General features: G+C 62.7%; 21 protein-coding genes. 5 read left to right on the top strand and 16 right to left on the bottom strand.

Annotation, left to right across the window (positions count from 1 at the left end):
- Window positions 1–47 precede the first annotated feature (47 nt).
- Window positions 48–191, top strand: coding sequence for a hypothetical protein (locus BM186_RS26715; RefSeq protein WP_158234284.1), 144 nt, complete (start codon window positions 48–50; stop codon window positions 189–191).
- A 217-nt stretch (window positions 192–408) separates the two neighbouring features.
- Here the strand turns inward: BM186_RS26715 and BM186_RS24680 are convergent, their stop codons facing one another.
- From BM186_RS24680 to BM186_RS24695, 4 genes are all read right to left on the bottom strand, one after another.
- Window positions 409–861 carry a MarR family winged helix-turn-helix transcriptional regulator gene (locus BM186_RS24680; RefSeq protein WP_055985482.1) on the bottom strand — a complete coding sequence of 151 codons (453 nt, stop codon included), beginning with the start codon at window positions 859–861 and terminating at the stop codon, window positions 409–411.
- 73 nt (window positions 862–934) lie between these two features.
- On the bottom strand, window positions 935–1,252 hold the full coding sequence (locus BM186_RS24685) for an I78 family peptidase inhibitor (RefSeq protein WP_074919024.1): 318 nt from the start codon (window positions 1,250–1,252) through the stop codon (window positions 935–937).
- A gap of 17 nt (window positions 1,253–1,269) precedes the next feature.
- On the bottom strand, window positions 1,270–1,920 hold the full coding sequence (locus BM186_RS24690) for a YceH family protein (protein WP_074919026.1): 651 nt from the start codon (window positions 1,918–1,920) through the stop codon (window positions 1,270–1,272).
- Between the two features lie 48 nt (window positions 1,921–1,968).
- On the bottom strand, window positions 1,969–2,535 hold the full coding sequence (locus BM186_RS24695; protein WP_074919028.1) for a TetR/AcrR family transcriptional regulator: 567 nt from the start codon (window positions 2,533–2,535) through the stop codon (window positions 1,969–1,971).
- Window positions 2,536–2,624: 89 nt separating this feature from the next.
- On the opposite strand from BM186_RS24695, the gene BM186_RS24700 reads away from it, so the two are divergent.
- From BM186_RS24700 to BM186_RS24710, 3 genes are all read left to right on the top strand, one after another.
- Window positions 2,625–3,356 carry an SDR family oxidoreductase gene (locus BM186_RS24700; RefSeq protein ID WP_072424198.1) on the top strand — a complete coding sequence of 244 codons (732 nt, stop codon included), beginning with the start codon at window positions 2,625–2,627 and terminating at the stop codon, window positions 3,354–3,356.
- A gap of 43 nt (window positions 3,357–3,399) precedes the next feature.
- The gene (locus BM186_RS24705) at window positions 3,400–3,993 is read left to right on the top strand and encodes a 2-hydroxychromene-2-carboxylate isomerase (protein WP_074919030.1); all 594 of its coding nucleotides are present in this window, start codon (window positions 3,400–3,402) and stop codon (window positions 3,991–3,993) included.
- A gap of 68 nt (window positions 3,994–4,061) precedes the next feature.
- On the top strand, window positions 4,062–4,277 hold the full coding sequence (locus BM186_RS24710) for a DUF3820 family protein (RefSeq protein WP_003243834.1): 216 nt from the start codon (window positions 4,062–4,064) through the stop codon (window positions 4,275–4,277).
- Between the two features lie 76 nt (window positions 4,278–4,353).
- Here BM186_RS24710 and BM186_RS24715 read toward each other — a convergent pair whose 3' ends face one another.
- The 7 genes from BM186_RS24715 to fnr form a co-directional block, all read right to left on the bottom strand.
- Window positions 4,354–4,602, bottom strand: a complete 249-nt coding sequence (locus BM186_RS24715) for a hypothetical protein (protein WP_072424196.1) — start codon at window positions 4,600–4,602, stop codon at window positions 4,354–4,356.
- Window positions 4,603–4,832: 230 nt separating this feature from the next.
- Window positions 4,833–5,717, bottom strand: a complete 885-nt coding sequence (locus BM186_RS24720; RefSeq protein WP_074919031.1) for an SDR family NAD(P)-dependent oxidoreductase — start codon at window positions 5,715–5,717, stop codon at window positions 4,833–4,835.
- Window positions 5,714–7,267, bottom strand: coding sequence for a flavin-containing monooxygenase (locus BM186_RS24725; RefSeq protein ID WP_074919032.1), 1,554 nt, complete (start codon window positions 7,265–7,267; stop codon window positions 5,714–5,716). The genes BM186_RS24720 and BM186_RS24725 overlap by 4 nt, the downstream gene beginning before the upstream one ends.
- Window positions 7,268–7,323: 56 nt before the next feature.
- Entirely contained in the window at window positions 7,324–8,160 is an 837-nt protein-coding gene (locus tag BM186_RS24730) for a metal-dependent hydrolase (protein ID WP_074919034.1), read from the bottom strand.
- Window positions 8,161–8,396: 236 nt separating this feature from the next.
- Window positions 8,397–9,212, bottom strand: a complete 816-nt coding sequence (locus BM186_RS24735) for an ion transporter (protein WP_074919073.1) — start codon at window positions 9,210–9,212, stop codon at window positions 8,397–8,399.
- Window positions 9,213–9,296: 84 nt separating this feature from the next.
- Complete coding sequence (locus tag BM186_RS24740) at window positions 9,297–9,845, bottom strand: adenine phosphoribosyltransferase (protein WP_017677215.1); 549 nt, start codon at window positions 9,843–9,845, stop codon at window positions 9,297–9,299.
- 41 nt (window positions 9,846–9,886) lie between these two features.
- Window positions 9,887–10,621 (bottom strand): fumarate/nitrate reduction transcriptional regulator Fnr, encoded by a 735-nt coding sequence (gene fnr / locus BM186_RS24745; RefSeq protein WP_061239107.1) that lies wholly within the window; start codon window positions 10,619–10,621, stop codon window positions 9,887–9,889.
- A gap of 153 nt (window positions 10,622–10,774) precedes the next feature.
- Between fnr and BM186_RS24750 the strand changes: the two genes are divergently transcribed.
- Complete coding sequence (locus tag BM186_RS24750; RefSeq protein WP_017677213.1) at window positions 10,775–11,218, top strand: hypothetical protein; 444 nt, start codon at window positions 10,775–10,777, stop codon at window positions 11,216–11,218.
- Window positions 11,219–11,265: 47 nt separating this feature from the next.
- Here BM186_RS24750 and hemN read toward each other — a convergent pair whose 3' ends face one another.
- From hemN to BM186_RS24775, 5 genes are all read right to left on the bottom strand, one after another.
- A complete protein-coding gene (gene hemN / locus BM186_RS24755) occupies window positions 11,266–12,648 on the bottom strand; it encodes an oxygen-independent coproporphyrinogen III oxidase (RefSeq protein WP_074919035.1) in 1,383 nt (460 codons plus the stop codon).
- Between the two features lie 132 nt (window positions 12,649–12,780).
- On the bottom strand, window positions 12,781–13,464 hold the full coding sequence (locus tag BM186_RS24760) for a sulfite exporter TauE/SafE family protein (protein WP_074919037.1): 684 nt from the start codon (window positions 13,462–13,464) through the stop codon (window positions 12,781–12,783).
- Window positions 13,457–13,663 (bottom strand): cbb3-type cytochrome oxidase assembly protein CcoS, encoded by a 207-nt coding sequence (gene ccoS, locus BM186_RS24765; protein ID WP_017677210.1) that lies wholly within the window; start codon window positions 13,661–13,663, stop codon window positions 13,457–13,459. Before ccoS ends, BM186_RS24760 begins: the two co-directional genes overlap by 8 nt.
- Before the next feature lie 73 nt (window positions 13,664–13,736).
- The gene (locus tag BM186_RS24770; RefSeq protein ID WP_074919039.1) at window positions 13,737–16,145 is read right to left on the bottom strand and encodes a heavy metal translocating P-type ATPase; all 2,409 of its coding nucleotides are present in this window, start codon (window positions 16,143–16,145) and stop codon (window positions 13,737–13,739) included.
- 8 nt (window positions 16,146–16,153) lie between these two features.
- Window positions 16,154–16,672: a FixH family protein gene (locus BM186_RS24775; RefSeq protein ID WP_072424188.1), complete on the bottom strand. Its 519-nt coding sequence runs from the start codon at window positions 16,670–16,672 to the stop codon at window positions 16,154–16,156.
- Window positions 16,673–16,678 lie beyond the last annotated feature (6 nt).

A 16,678-nucleotide genomic window follows, 5' to 3' on the forward strand; every position in this document is an offset into this window, starting at 1 on the left:
CACCAAAGGCTTCAGCGGTTGCACGGTAGAGAACGTTTTCGATAGTCATGGCATTGATCCTTGTCGGTGGGGTAGTGATGGATTGGCTTGCTAATATTTTGTGTGCTAACCGTTTCCATGGGGTGAACTATATTGCGCAAAACATTGGTGCGCAAGATAAATATATGGAAGATTTGGTTATAGCTTTTTGACTTTCAGGAATAAGCAGGCGCGATAGGGTATGTAGCCATGCTTTGCTGTAGATCCTGTAGGTGAATTGACAGAATCAGACTGAATAGAGGCGCAGGATGAGCCCGTGATGCGGGGAGATGGACGATGAGGCCGCTGAATACAGCGCGCACGAGACTTTGCCCGGCTAGGGGTGGCTACGGGTTAGCGGCAGCAGGCGATGGCTGGCATCGCCTGGGATCAGAGGGCGTCTTGCAGATGGCCGCGCAGTTCGATCAGGTCATCACGCAGCTTGCCTAGTTGCGCCATGTTCAACGCAGAAGCCTTGAGGATGCAGGCAGGCAATGCTTTGGCCTGTTCGTGCAGGGCACGACCCTTGTCGGTCAGGTACAGCTGCACCACACGTTCGTCCTGGCTGCTGCGCTGGCGCTGCAGCAGGCCTTCGCTCTCCAGGCGCTTGAGCAGAGGCGTCAACGAGCCCGGGTCGGTCAGCATGCGTGCGCTGATCTCACTGACGGTGATGCCCTCGTTTTCCCACAGCACCAGCATGGCCAGATATTGCGGATAGGTGAGACCGAGCGCCTGCAGCAGGGGCTTGTAGGTCTTGGTCATCATCAGCGAGGTGGAATAGAGGGCGAAGCACAGCTGGTTGTCCAGCATCAGCTCGGCGCAGGGTTCCACTTGGGAGGTCATGGCATTGGCCTGTGCAAAGGTGGTTGGCGTTGTCGGCAATTGAGTGCAGGGCAACCCACACTCAATTGTGATTTCAGCCGCAGGATACGCGGGTGATCACGCGCTGATCATCGACATTGAGGTTAAGGCGTTGACCATTGTATTCCAAGGTCACCACGCTGTCGGGTGTGAGTATACGGGCTGTGCTGGCTCCGGCTTGCTGACGTGCCTGCTCGAGCAGCTCGGGCGTCACGGTCTTGCCTTTGAAGTGTTCGATGGCGGACGAGGTGCAGCTGTCCGGAGTCGGGCCACTCGGTGCGGCAACGGAGGTCGGTTTCTCGGCGGTGCTGCTGCAGCCGGCTGCGAGCAGGGTGGCGCCCAGGATGAGGCAGAGACGAGTTTTGAAATTCAATGCATGAGCTCCTTGGGTTACTGCGCGCCTTCCAGGCGCGCCAAACGTTCTTCGAGGGCGGCGATGCGCGCTTCCAGTTCGACCAGTCGATCTTCGTTAGGTGCCGCAGCCTCCCCACGAGCAGCAGGGCGGCTGGTCAGCAAGCTTTCCATATCTGCAGATTCGCCCAGCAGATGCATATAGCGATCCTCGCGCTGACCACTCTGGCGCGGTAGCAGTAGCGCCAGACCGCGACCGATCAGACGCTCCAACTGATGCTGGACCTCGGCGACATCGTCGAAATCGTGCATGCGATTGCTGCGCGTGAGCAGCTCATTGAGCGTCTGCGGGCCACGCAACAGCAACAGACCGAGCAATACCGTCTGCGGCTTGACCAACTCCAACTGCTTGTCGCAACGCTGTTCCCAGCGGTCGGCGCGGCTGCCCATCACCAGATGTACCAGCTTGCGGCCTTCGAGGCTACGCAGATAGCGCCCGACTTCACCGGTTTCCAGGTTCATCAGCGGTTCGCGGCTGGTCTTCTGGTTACAGGCCAGTTGCACGGCATTGAGCGTCAGCGGGTAGGTTTCCGGCGTGGTCAGCTGCTTTTCGATCAGGCAACCGAGGATGCGCACCTCGACAGCGTGTAGAGGGGTTTCACCAACCAGCGGGGATGGGGTGTGCGACATGGATCGATCCTGGCAGGAATAACCCGCCTAGGTTAACGGCATCCGCGCTCAGCTGACAGGCTTCAATGTGTGTTCGAGCATGTCCAGGCTGGCGCCGAGCACCTGCTGGCGCGATTCCTGGCTGGCCATCATGCGCGCCAGCAGTAGGCTGCCGAGGCATTGCGCGAGAATCGTCCAGGCCAGTTGCGGGTCGCCGATGACCTCGGCCCAGGTGTTCTGCAACTGCAGGATCTGCTGCTCGGTACGCAGCCGAACGCGTTCATCGGCACGGGCGATCTCCGCGCCCAAGGCAGGCAGCACACAGCCTTTATCTGCTTGCTCGACATGCGCCAGGCTGAGATAGGCCGCCAGGCAGCGTTGCAGCTTGTCGCGACCGGCGTCGCCCGCTTCGCCGCCAAGGCGGCTCAGGCTGTTGTGCAGCTCGCGTTCGATCAGTTCAGCGAACAAATCGTCCTTGCTCGGGAAATGGCTGTAGAAGGCTGCGCCAGTCAGGCCTATGGTTTTCATCAGCGCGTCCACGCCGGTCACGGCAAACCCTTGCTGCTTGGCAATCGCGCCGCTGCTGGCGAGCAGGCGCTCGCGGGTTTCGGCCTTGTGTTCGGCGGAATAACGCATGGATGACTCCGTTCTATGCTGGGTTGACCTGCCCGAGATCGTAGCATAACGTTCGTTCAGCTAACGATCGTTAGTTAATGGAGAAAGCCATGAATGAGAACAAGAAGGTCGCTTTGATCATCGGCGCGGGTGATGCCACCGGCGGCGCCATTGCCCGGCGTTTTGCCCGCGAGGGGTATGTCGCCTGCGTCACCCGGCGCAGTCTCGATAAACTGCAACCGTTGCTGGAAGAAATCCGTAGCGAGGGCGGCGAAGCGCATGGCTTTGCTTCCGATGCGCGACGTGAGGAGCAGGTGGCTGAACTGGTCGAGAGCATCGAGCGTGACATCGGGCCGATCGAGGTGATGGTGTTCAATATCGGCGCCAACGTGCCCTGCAGCATCCTCGATGAAACCGCACGCAAGTACTTCAAGATCTGGGAAATGGCCTGCTTCGCCGGCTTTCTCACCAGCCAGGCGGTGGCCAAGCGCATGGTCACCCGCGCACGCGGCACCATCCTGTTCACCGGCGCTACGGCCGGCCTGCGTGGCGCTGCCGGATTTGCCGCTTTCGCCGGGGCCAAGCACGGCATCCGCGCGCTGGCGCAGAGCATGGCGCGTGAACTGGGACCGTTGAATATCCATGTCGCCCATGTGGTGGTGGACGGCGCCATCGATACCGCCTTCATCCGCGACAGCTTTCCCGAGCTATACGCCAAGAAGGATCAGGATGGCATTCTCGATCCCGAGCATATCGCCGACAGCTACTGGTTCCTGCACGCTCAGCCCCGCGATGCCTGGACCTTCGAGCTGGATCTGCGCCCGTGGATCGAGCGCTGGTAACCTGCGCTGAACCCATAACCACAATAACGAGCGAGTGAAAGCCATGAGCAAGACGGTGGAGTTCTTCTTCGACCTGGGCAGCCCGGCCTCTTACCTGGCCCATACCCAGCTACCTGATCTGTGTCGCGACGCCGGCGCTGAATTGGTCTATCGGCCGATGCTGCTCGGCGGCGTGTTCCAGGCCACCGGCAATGCCTCGCCGGCGATGATTCCGGCCAAGGGGCGCTACATGATTCGCGACCTGGCGCGCTTTGCCGAGCGCTATGGCGTACCGATGCGCTTCAACCCGCACTTTCCGATCAATACCCTGACGCTGATGCGCTTGCTGGTGGCCGTTCAACTGCATCAGCCGGAGCGCTTCGACGATGCCTTGCCGGCGCTATTCCGGGCGATCTGGGTCGACGGGGTGAACATGGGGGATCCGGTCAAGGTGGCAGGCGTGCTGGTTGCCGCTGGTTTCGATGCAGCCGCCCTGCAGGCGCAGATCGCTGAACCGGCAGTGAAGGACGCGCTCAAGGTGACTACCGAGGAGGCGGTCAAACGCGGCGTATTTGGCGCGCCGACCTGCTTTGTTGGCGGCGAGATGTTCTTCGGCCAGGATCGCCTAGATTTCGTTCGCGAAGCACTTCGCGGCTAGGTGCTTTTCGTCCAGGGCCTGATGCCTGGCACAATGACCGGATCATTTTCCGGCCATTCGAGTAACCGATGAACCCCGAAGCGCTGAAACTCCTGGTAACCCGCCGCATGCCTTACGGCAAGTACAAGGACCGGCTGATCGCCGATCTGCCGGGCCACTACCTCAACTGGTTCGCCCGTACGGGTTTTCCCAAGGGCGAGCTGGGTCAGCTGCTCGCGCTGATGCAGGAGATCGATCACAACGGTCTCAAACCGTTGCTCGATCCGTTGCGCGACCGTTCCTAGCCCGCATGCAATCCGGGGATAATTTCCGATCTCTCCCGGATTTCATGCGGGCTAAGACCCTACGTCTGGGTTGCCCTCAGTGCCAATTGCGGCCGTGATCCAGCTTCTGATCTACCAGCCATTTGCCATGGGCGATGGACGCGTGCTGGGCCTTGCTCAGGTCATCCATGAAGGCGTAATCCACCGGCAAGGTCTGGCGTTTGCTGGTGTTGCCGTTGGGATCGGTAATCTGGCAACCGCCGGCCCAGGGTGTCGGCAGGCCGGGATGTTCCATGACGCTGGCGCGGATGGTGTGGTCGCGGTGGGTGCAGGTAAGCGCGCTCATGAGGCCACCTCGTGGATCAAGGCGCCGCCCTCGATGTCGACGCCACACCGAGGTTCCAGCCGGGAGCCGGTAGCGGCGCCGCGTGGATGAGTGATGCGTCTGTTTCCTCACCTTAGCGCAAATGCCGGCGAACCGAATGTTGGCCGACAAACGTGCCACGTTCTCTCGTATGGTCGCAAGCGCCCAGGGCCGCGTACCTCCCAGGGGCATGCAACCAATGTCGGCTTACCCTAGGAGATCTCGCGCACCCCGTCTGCGCTCCGTGCTTTGGATGCGAAGCGGGCAGCCGTACGCATCGACAGAGTGACCAGGCGTTGGTACAGCGCCGGCATGCTGCGTTGCATCCAGTCCAGGGCACGGGCATCGGTACCGATGAGGATGCGCCGCTTGTTGGCCAGCACTCCATTTACGATGACCTTCGCCGCCTGTTCCGGCGTGGTGCGCAGTAGCTGGTCGTTGAACTGCTGGCGCGCCTGTTCGGCTTCCTGGCCGGTGACCTTGGCCAGGCTGTCGTTCATCCGCGCGGTCTTGGCGATGTTGGTCTTGATGCCGCCCGGATGCACGCAGCTGGCGGAAACCCCGCAATCGGCCATGTCCAGCTCCTGGCGCAGCGATTCGGTAAAGCCGCGCACGGCGAACTTGCTGGCGTTATAGGCGCTCATGCCCGGCTGGGAGAACAGGCCGAACACGCTGGAGACGTTGATCACGTGACCCTGGCCGGCCGCCTTGAGGTAGGGCAGGAAGGCCTTGGTGCCGTTGACTACGCCCCAGAAGTTGATGTTCATGATCCATTCGTAGTCGTTGTAATCGTTGCCCTCCACCGTGCCGCCCTGAGCCACGCCGGCATTGTTGAAGATGGCGTTGACCCGGCCGAACTCGATGACGATCTGCTCGGCCCAGGCCTCGACGGCGGCGCGATCAGCAACGTCGACCCGCTGCTGGCTGACGGTGACGCCGAGCTTGCGTGCCTGCTCGACGGTTTCCTTGAGGCCCTCGACATTGACGTCGGACAGCGCCAGGTGGCAGCCCTGGCGCGCCAGGTGATAGGCGAGGGCGCGGCCGATACCGGAGCCGGCGCCGGTGATGGCGGCTACCTTGTTCTCGAAGGATTTCATGCGCTGACCTCCTGCACGTCGAGGCTGATGGCATTGCTCTGCGCCGGATGGGCGGCGTGTTGGCGACTGAAGTGATAGGCATGCGGATCGAAGTTGCGCGTCAGCATGCGAAAGCGCCAGGTGAAGCCGGGCCACACCGTGCAGTTGCGCCCGCTGACCGGGTGCAGATACCAGCTCATGCAGCCGCCGGCATTCCATACGGTGCTGCCGAGAGTGCCCTGGATCTTGCGATTGAAGGCGTCCTGCGCCTCGCGCTTGGGCTCCAGGCTCTGCAGCCGGCCCTCTTCGAGCTGCTTGAGAGCGCCGAGCACATAGGTGATCTGCGACTCGATCATGTAGACCATGGAGTTGTGGCCCAGGCCGGTGTTCGGCCCCATGAGGAAGAACAGGTTGGGGAAGCCCGTGGTCATGGTGCCCTTGTAGGCTTCCGGGCCTTCGGGCCAGGTGTCGAGCAGATCGACGCCGCCACGGCCGAACACCGTGCCGCGCGGCAACGGATCGCTGGGGGTGAAGCCGGTGCCGAAGATGATGGCATCCACCTCGCGCTCCTGGCCGTCGACGCTGCGCACGCCGCCGGGCAGGATTTCGGCGATACCGTCGGTGATCACCTCGACGTTGGCCTGGGTCAGCGCCGGGTAGTAATCGTTGGAGATCAGCACGCGCTTGCAGCCCATGGTGTAGTCCGGGGTGACCTTGGCGCGCAGCACCGGGTCCTTGATCTGCTTCTTGATATACAGCTTGGCGATGCCCTGGGCTATGCGCAGCAAGCGCGGGGCGAAGGCGAAGGCGATCACCCGGCTTTCGAGGATGCCGTACAGCACGCCGCGCCAGAGCTTCTGTGCCAGCGGAAAGCGCTTGAAACGCTGGCGTTCGCCATCGCGAATGGCGCGATCAGGCTTGGGCATGATCCACGGCGCGGTGCGCTGGTAGAGATCGAGGCGAGCCACCTGCTGCTGAATCTGCGGCACGAACTGGATGGCCGAGGCGCCGGTGCCAATCACCGCCACGCGTTTGCCGGTCAGGTCGTAGTCGTGATTCCACTGCTGTGAGTGGAACACCTCGCCGGTGAAGTGCTCCAGGCCCTTGAGCTTGGGAATCGACGGGGTAGAGAGCGCGCCCATGCCGGAGACCACGAACTGCGCGCTGTAGCGGTTGCCGGCGCGGTCCTGCAGATGCCATAGCTCGGCGTGCTCGTCCCAGCGTATCTGCACCACTTCTGTGTCCAGCAGGGTCTTGTCCTGCAGCCGATACTTCTCCCAGCAACCTTGCAGATAGGCCTTGATTTCCGGCTGCCTGGCGAACATCCGCGTCCAGTTCGGGTTCGGCTCGAAGGAGAACGAATACAGATGCGATTGCACGTCGCAGCCGCATCCTGGGTAGTTGTTCACCCGCCAGGTGCCGCCGACGCCGGCTTCCTTTTCGAACAGCAGGAAGTCCTGCTCGCCCTGTTGCTTGAGGCGAATGGCCATGCCGAGGCCGGAGAAACCGCTGCCAAGGATGGCGATCTTGCAATGGCGGCCAGCGATAGGGGGTGACACGGGCGCATTCATGACCGAACTCCTGCTTGTCGTTGTTGTTGGTGTCTAAATCCGTACGCCAAGAGGCCTCAGCTGCTGAAACCGAGGCGCTCGCGCCAGCGGTTTTCCAGTTTGTCGGTGTCGTGATCCTTGGGGTGGAAGCCGGGGCGGTAGTAGTCCAGATAGGGGCCGAGCAGCCTGGTGAAGAAGCCATTACGCGGGCCGAACAGCTTCTTCAGGCCGAAGCCCCAGCTGCGCCAGTTGAACAGTTGGCCGTCCTTGCGCAGCAGATGAATCTGGAACCAGCCGATCACGCCGAGGAACATCAGGGTGGTCAGCATCATCACCAGCGTGCGGGTGAAGTAGCCGCCGTAGACCTTCTGGTAGACGTCGTAGCACACGGCCTTGTGCTCGTTTTCCTCGATGGCGTGCCACATCCACAGTTGATAGAGCTTCGGGTCGTTCATCTGTGTGGTGAGATCTTCACGCTTGAGCAACTGCTCGGCCATGGTCGCGGTGAAGTGTTCCAGGGCGCAGGTGGCTGCCAGGCGTTGCTTCTTGGTACTGAAGCGGGTCGTCCATTCGAGCAGTACCTTGATGCGCCGCTCGAGGCGCTCCAAGTCGATACCGTGCTCATTGGCGTAGTCGTTGTAGGCCGCATGCTCCTTGGAGTGCATGGCCTCCTGACCGATGAAGGCGCTGATGTCCTTTTTCAGCTGCGGCTCGCTGACCTGATCGCGTACGGCGCGCACGCTGTCGACGAAGAACTTCTCGCCGTAGGGGAACAGCGACGACAGGTTGTTCATGAAGTGGCTCATGAACGGGTCGTCGTAGAACCAGTACTTCGGTGTCTCGCTGAAACTGAAGTCCATGCGACGCACCGGAAAGCTGGGTTTCGGCTGGGGTAGGGGGGTACTGGTGCTCATCGTTCGAGTCCTCTTCTGGGCGTTGGTACTCCCGATTGTCGTGCGGCTCTGGCTGGCAGCACTCGGGGTCGCAGATGGCTAATCTCGACAGACCAACTGTGTCATTGAACGATGTAACTATCGGGCGTGCGGGCGCTGAGCGCCGCCAACTTAAGGCGGGTCTGATGGGTAGATTTCAGGAAAGAAGGTAAGCAACCCGCCGCGGTAAATGCGGCGGATTGCGCTGACGGCGGGGTTTAGGGCGCGTTACGGCGCAGCTCGGCCACTTCACTGCGCAGTGCGCGCAGCTCGTCGAGAATTGCCTGTTCGCGAGTTGCTGCGGCCTGCTCCTCGGCATTGGGCTCGTGGGTGCTCTGCATCGCGTTGACGATAACGGCGATGAACAGGTTGAGCATCATGAATGTCGCGACGAGGATATAAGGCACGAAGAACAGCCAGGCCAGTGGATGCTCTTCCATCACCGGGCGCACAATGCCCATCGACCAGCTTTCCAGGGTCATCACCTGGAACAGGGTGTACAGACTGGCGCCGATGTTACCGAACCACTCTGGAAAGCTTTCACCAAACAGCTGGGTGGCCATCACTGCAGCGACGTAGAACACCAACCCCATCAGCATGACGATGCTGCCCATGCCAGGCAGCGAAGCGAGCAGCGCCTGCACCACCTTGCGCATGCTCGGATTGATCGATACCAGTCGCAGGACGCGCAGCACGCGCAAGGCACGCAGCACGGCGAAGGGGCCGCTTGCCGGTACCAGAGCGATGCCGACTACCAGGCAATCGAATACCGCCCAGGGATCGCGCAGCAGGCCGATGCCGCGGGCGGTGAAGCGCAGCGCCAGCTCGATGACGAAGCAGGTGAGGATGAAGGTATCGAGGATTAGTAGCGGCGTGCCCCAGTCGGTCATGATCGACGGTGACGTCTGCAGGCCGAGAATGACGGCATTGATGATGATCAGCAGGGTGATCAGGCGCTGCATGATGGCGCCGTCCATCAGCGCGCCCAGGCGCTGACGCCAGTCACTGGATGGATTCAGTTCGAGTTCGTGCATGGGAGTCTGGTCAAGGTAATCGGTGATGCCGAGCATTGCCCGGCTGAATCATCAACCCACTTGCGGGTTGGCAGGCGCTTTGGCTCAGTGATCGTCGAGGGCGAAGGCCGTCAGTGTGAAGGTGGGGATGCCGGCGTCCTGCAGTTTCTGCGAGCCACCCAGCTCAGGCAGGTCGATGATCGCAGCGGCCTCGAAGACCGTTGCACGCATGCGTCGAACCAGGTTGGCAGCAGCGATCAGGGTGCCGCCGGTGGCGATCAGGTCATCGAAGATCAGCACCGAATCGCCTTCGCAGAGACTGTCGCTGTGCACTTCGAGGAAAGCTTCGCCATATTCGGTCTGGTAGCCCTCGCTGAGCACGTCAGCCGGCAGTTTGCCCTGCTTGCGAAACAGCACCAGCGGTTTGTTCAGTTCGTAGGCGATGATCGAGCCGATCAGGAAGCCGCGCGCGTCCATGGCGCCGATATGACTGAATTCGGCCTCCACGTAACGCTGGATGAAGCTGTCGGCGACCATGCGCAGGGCGCGCGGCGACTGGAACAGTGGGGTGATGTCGCGAAAGATGACGCCCGGCTTGGGGAAGTCCGGTACCGGGCGGATCAGGGTCTTGATGCTGAATTCGTCAAAGATCATCGTGGGGTCCTAATGCGTTGAGCCCGCGAAATCGTGCGAACTCAAACGTCGAGATTGCCGCCGGCCAGAGCACACAGCTCGATCGGGTCGAGAATGTGCACTTCCTTGCCTTCGGCTTCGAGCAGCTTGTTCTGTTGGAAGCGGGTAAATACGCGAGACACGGTCTCCACCGCAAGGCCCAAATAGTTACCAATTTCGTTGCGCGACATGGCCAGGCGGAACTGGTTGGCCGAGAAGCCGCGGGCGCGGAAGCGGGCGGAGAGATTGACCAGGAAGGTGGCGATGCGTTCGTCGGCGGTCTTCTTCGACAGCAACAGCATCATCTGCTGATCGTCGCGGATCTCGCGGCTCATGATACGCATCAGCTGGCGACGCAGTTGCGGCAGCTGCAGAGCCAGGTCGTCAAGGCGCTCGAAGGGAATCTCGCAGACCGAGGTGGTTTCCAGCGCCTGTGCCGAGACCGGGTAGCGCTCGCCGTCGACCCCGGACAGGCCGACCAGCTCGCTGGGCAGGTGGAAGCCGGTTATCTGCTCCTCACCGCCATCGCTCAGGCTGAAGGTCTTCAGTGCACCGGAGCGCACGGCGAACACGGAGCCGAAGGTGTCGCCCTGGCGGAACAGGAATTCGCCCTTTTTCAGCGGACGGCCGCGTTTGACGATGTCGTCGAGCGCGTCCATGTCTTCCATGTTCAGCGAAATGGGCAGGCACAGAGCAGCCAGGCTGCAGTCCTTGCAATGGGCTTGGTGCTGCTTGTGCAGCTTGATGCTCTCGGACATCGTTGGGCTTCCCGGATATACACGCAATATTCGTAAGGGTACCGCAGGGCTCGGGTGGCGGCCAGCCATATAAGGACTGACCGAGCGCTCAAGTTTAGCCTCTGGGTGCCGATCCAGACTGTAGAACCATAGTCCAAAGCAGGGAGCAGCGCGATGCGCATACCATCCAGTGGGCCGCTGAATAATCTGGTGCAGGGCGTTCAGCGACAATTTACCGCAGTTGAGCGGAGCCCCGAGGAGGTGCGCGAGGGGCTGCGTGTGAGTCTGTCCGAGTTGGGCAAGAGCATGTCGGCCAAGTCCGACAAGAACGAGGACATCGACAACAGCGATTTGCCCAAGGCGATCAAGGACCTGCTCAAGATGATCCGCGAGTTGCGTGCGCAGATCGTCGAGAAGCAGGCGCAGATAGAGGCGATCATGAGCGATCAGAGCCTTGATGCGGAAACCAAGCGCCAGCAGCTTGAAGGACTGCAGACCGAGCTGGCGTCGCTCAACAGCGCATTGACTGCGGCCAATGCCAACCTGATCAAGCTCATGCGTGAGAACGGCCTGTCGAACGAACAGATGCAGACCGCCGCCACGCTGGCGATGGGGTGATACGCCGGCCAGTGACGGAGTCCGTCACTGGCGCAGGCTACTGGTGTTCAGATCACCCGAGAAAAACGCTGGCGTACCTGATCGTTGAGATAGCGGTCGAACAGCATGCATAGCGAGCGCACCAGCAGACGCCCGGCCGGGCGCACCTGAATCCCTTCTCCACCCAGCTCGATCAAACCGTCGCGGTCGAGCTGCTGAAGCTGTGGCCAAAGCGCCGCGAAGTAGTCGCGGAACACCACGCCGTGAGCCTGTTCAATGTCGGCGAAACGCAGCTCGAAGTGGCAGATCAGCTGCTGGATCACGGCGCGGCGCAGGCGGTCGTCGGCATTGCAATGCAAGCCGCGGCGCGTTGCCAGCTGGCCGTTGCCCAGGGTCTGCTGATAGCTGGCGATATCGCTGTCATTCTGGCTGTACAGATCGCCGATCTGGCTGATGGCAGAGACGCCCAGGCCGATCAGGTCACAGTGGCCGTGGGTGGTGTAGCCCTGGAAGTTGCGTTGCAGCGTGCCTTCCTCCTGGGCGATGGCCAGTTCGTCGTCGGGCAGGGCGAAGTGGTCCATACCGATGTAACGATAGCCGGCGCGCGTCAGCTGCTCGATGCTGTTCTGCAGCATGGCCAGTTTGTCTGCCGGACTCGGCAGATCGTCGGAACTGATGCGCCGTTGCGGCATGAAGCGTTCCGGCAGGTGTGCGTAGTTGAACAGCGACAGGCGATCCGGCTGCAGGGCGATGACCTCGGCCACGGTGCGGGCGAAGCGCTCTGGCGTTTGTTTGGGCAGGCCGTAGATCAGGTCGATGTTCACCGAGCGGAACTGCAGGGTACGCGCCGCCTCGACGATGGCGCGGGTTTCCTCCAGGGTCTGCAGGCGATTGACCGCGCGTTGCACCTCGGGGTCGAGATCCTGCACGCCGAGGCTGACGCGATTGAAGCCCAGCTCACGCAGCAGGCCCATGGTCGACCAGTCAGCCTCGCGTGGGTCGATCTCGATGCTGTAGTCGCCGGAGTCATCATCGAGCAGGTCGAAGTGCTGACGCAGGTGCTGCATCAGCCGGCGCAGTTCGTCGTGGCTGAGGAAAGTCGGTGTACCGCCACCGAAATGCAGCTGTTCGATTGGCTGGTTGCGGTCGATGTAGCGGCTGATGATCTCGATTTCCCGCTCGAGCTTTTCCAGATAGGGCAGGGCGCGGCCGCGGTCCTTGGTGATGACCTTGTTGCAGGCGCAGTAGTAGCAGATGTGCGCGCAGAAGGGCACGTGCACGTATAGCGACAGCGGACGTTTGGCCTTGCGGCTGTCGCGCAGGGCATGCAGCAGGTCGAACGGGCCGATATCGTCGTGAAACTGTACGGCAGTCGGGTAGGAGGTGTAGCGCGGGCCGGCGAGATCGTAGCGGCGGATCAGGTCGGCATCCCACTGGATGGCGTCGAGCATGGGAAATAATCCTGGACAGGCTGTGCGGCCAGTCTAGGGATGCGCGTAGGGGGTGGCCTTGACCTGAATCAAGGGCGCGTGGGGCATCGGGCGTGTTGCCGCTGCGTAGCCCGGGTGCAATCCGGTTATGGCTCAGTGCCCCATTAGCCAGTGCTGGTGTGGGCCGGGCAAGGTCCAGATGCCGAACAGGATGACCAGCAGGCCGCCAGCCATGCGCACGCCGCGCTTGCGTAACAGGGTGGTGATGCGTTCTGCTGCCAGCCCGGTGGCCAGCAGCACCGGCCAGGTGCCCAGGCCGAACGCCAGCATCAGCAGGGCACTGTTGACTGCATTACCCTGGCTGGAGGCCCACAGCAGGGTGCTGTAGACCAGCCCGCACGGCAGCCAGCCCCATAAACCACCCAGGACCAGGGCGCGCGGCAGATTGCTGACCGGCATGAAGCGCCGGGTCAGCGGCTGGATATGCCGCCACAGGCCGCGGCCCAGTGCTTCGATGCGTGTCAGCCCGCTCCACCAGCCGGCCAGATAAAGACCCATGGCAATCAGCAGCAAGGCAGCCATTGTGCGCATCGCCACTTCGGCTTTGCTGCCGGCAATGGCCCAGCCGGCCAAGCCCAGTAGCAAGCCTGCAAGGCTGTAGCTGAGAATGCGCCCGAGGTTGTAAGCCAGCAGCAGTTGTAGACGCCTGCCGCGTTGCTCGGGGGGAATCGCCAGAGTCAGCGCGCCCATCAGGCCGCCGCACATGCCGAGGCAATGGCCGCCACCGAGCAGGCCGAGAATCAGCGCCGACACCAACAGCGGTGCCAGCTCAAGCATCAGGTTTGCCCGGCTTGTTGTGGTCCTCGGCCTGCTCGACGCCAGCCTTGTGCAGCGGATCCTCGTCGTCGAACAGAATGCTGTGCGCGGGGCCGTCGAGATCGTCGTACTGACCACTGTCCACCGCCCAGAAGAACAGCCAGATGGCGAAGCCGACCAGGCCGATGGCGACGGGGATCAGGATGTAGAGGGCGGACATGCGGTCTCCAGTGGGCATCTGAGTAGGAGCGAGCGTCGCGAGCGAACCGCTTCTTCGCGAGCAGAGCTCGCTCCTAGGTGTTCGGGGTGCGGCTCAGGCGCAGGGCATTGAGCACCACCAGCAGCGAGCTCAGCGACATGCCTACAGCCGCCCAGATCGGCGTGATCCAGCCCAGGGCGGCGAAGGGCAGTACCAGGCCATTGTACAGCGTCGCCCAGGCCAGGTTCTCGATGATGATACGGCGCGTGCGCTTGGCCAGTTTCAGGCCGTCGACCAGGCTGCTCAGTCGGTTCGACAGCAACACGGCGTCGGCGCTGGTTTTCGCCAGGTCGGAGGCCGAGCCCATGGCCACGCTGATGTCGGCGGCAGCCAATACCGGTACGTCGTTGACGCCATCGCCAAGCATCAGCACGCGCCGCCCTTCGCCGTGCAACTGCTTGAGCACGGCCAGCTTGGCATCCGGGGTCAGGCCGCCCCGAGCGTCATCGATGCCCAACTGACGGGCGACTTCACCCACCATCGGCGAGCTGTCGCCGGAGAGCAGGTGAATGTTCCAGCCCCGTGCGCGCGCAGCGGCGATCAGATCGGGAGCATCTTCGCGCAGGCGGTCGTCGAGGACGAACCAGGCCAGTGGGCCCTGTTCGTCGCCCAGCAGCAGCCATTGGCCGTGCTCGCTGGCAATCGCCGGTACGGCCTGGCCGCTCATGGCGCAGACGAAGCTGGCCTCGCCTATGCGTAACAGGCGGCCATCGACCAGGCCCTGCAGGCCTTGTCCGGGATGACTGTCGACGGATTGCGCCGCGCGGGGCGCTTGGCTGAACGCGCGGGCGATGGGGTGTTCCGAACGGTTCTCCAGCGCGGCCGCCAGCGCCAGGCAAGCGCCCTGGTCGAGATCGCGCAGCGGATGGATGGCCTTGAGCGTCAGGCGGCCTTCGGTCAGCGTGCCGGTCTTGTCGAGCACCAGGGTGTCGATCTGGTTTAGGCCTTCGAGCACATGGCCGCGCGTCAGCAGCATGCCCAGCTTGTGCAGGGTGCCGGTGGCGGTGGTCAGCGCAGTCGGGGTGGCCAGGGCCAGGGCGCAGGGGCAGGTGGCCACGAGCAGGGCGAGCACGACCCAGAAGGCGCGGCTGGAGTCTATCTCCCACCAGGCGAAACCGACCGCGGCGGCCGCCACCAGAATGAACAGCAGGAACCATTGCGACACGCGGTCGGCGATTTCCGCCAGGCGTGGTTTTTCGCTTTGCGCCCTATCCAGCAAGCGCACGATGGCCGACAGGCGCGTGGCATCGCCCAGCGCCTGCACTTCGACGGTCAGCGGGCCTTCGACGTTCAGCGTGCCAGCGGTAACGCTGTCGCCGATGCCGCGTGGCAGCGGCAGGTACTCGCCGGTCAGCAGCGATTCGTCGACACTGGACTGGCCGGCGAGGATGCGCCCGTCGGCGGGAATCAGCGAGCCGGGTTGCACCAGCACCTGCTCACCTTCGCGCAGCTCGCTGAGCAGGATGCGCTGGCTCTGGCCGTCGGCGTCCAGGCGCAGGCAGGAGGCCGGCAGCAGCTTGACCAACTGCGCCGTAGCGGCGGCTGTGCGTTCTCGTGCACGGCGCTCCAGGTAGCGCCCGGCGAGCAGGAACAGGGCGAACATGCCGACTGCATCGAAATACAGCTCACCCTGGCCGGTGATGGTTGACCAGATGCCGGCCACGTAGGCACCGCCGATGGCCAGCGAGACCGAGACGTCCATGGTCAGATGGCGGGTACGCAGGTCGCGCAGGGCACCGCGGAAGAACTGACCGCAGCAGTAGAAGACGATGGGCGTGGTGAGAAACAGGCTGGTCCAGCGCAGAATCTTGTCCAGCTCCGGCGACAGGTCGATGTTGAATTCCGGCCAGGTGGCCATGGTCGCCATCATCACCTGCATCCACAGCAACCCGGCCACGCCCAGCTCGCGCATGCGTCGACGGTTTTCCGCGGCCATGCGCTCGGCGGCCTCGTCGGCGCGCCAGGGGTGGGCGGCGTAACCGATGCGGCGCAGTTCGGCAAGCAGCTTGCTCAGGGCGATCTGGCTGTCCTGCCAGCGCACCTGCAGGCGGTGGTTGGACAGGTTCAGGTGCGCTTCTGCCACGCCCGGCACGCCGCGCAGGTGCTTCTCGATCAGCCAGCCGCAGGCGGCGCAGCTGATGCCTTCGATCAGCAACTGGGTTTCGCTCAGTTCGCCCTCGTGCTGGACGAAGGGCTGCTGCACATCGCTGCGGTCATACAGCGCCAGCTCATCCGGCAGGGCGGCGGGCAGTGCCTGCGGGTTGGCTGCGTTCTCGCTGCGATGGCTGTAGTAATGCTCCAGGCCACCGGCGACGATGGCTTCGGCCACGGCCTGACAGCCGGGGCAGCACATTTCGCGGGTCTGGCCGAGCACGTCGGCACGGAACTGGCTGCCGGCGGGCACCGGCAGACCACAGTGATAGCAAGGAGTGGGGGTGGGCATCGGCAGGGTCAGTAGGAGGGGTTGTCACCGATCATGATGGTCTGGCCGCCGGTGATGTTCTCTTCCTCGAACAGACGCCAGTTCTGGCTGCCTTCCTGGCCGAGCAACTCGACGAAGCGGCGACCGCTGATTTCATCGACCATCTGCCCACGGTACTGGCCGTCAGCCGTCGGTTGCAGGATCACGCGGCGGTCGCGCTCTGGCTGGGTCGGCGAGATCAGGTTGAGCACAATCTGCTGCGGTCTGCTGTTGCCCTCCAGCGACAGGGTGGCGACGCCGGTGGTGTTATCCAGCACCAGCTCGCCATGCAATTGCAGGCGCTCGGCCAGTTTCTCGCGCTCCAGCGACTGGTTGATGCCCTTGCCGACATCGTAATAGTCGTCGGAGATCAGCCCTGGAGGATTCTTTGTGGCGATGGTGAGCAGGGTCAGGCCCTGCACTACCGAGTAGCCCAGCAGGAACAGGATGAACCAGGGCCAGAACTGCTTGTACCAGGGTTTGACTGGCGATGGGGTTTGCTCGGTCATGCGTTT

It is taken from the genome of Ectopseudomonas toyotomiensis (genome assembly GCF_900115695.1).
In the GTDB taxonomy this organism is placed as follows: Bacteria; Pseudomonadota; Gammaproteobacteria; order Pseudomonadales; family Pseudomonadaceae; genus Aquipseudomonas; species Aquipseudomonas toyotomiensis.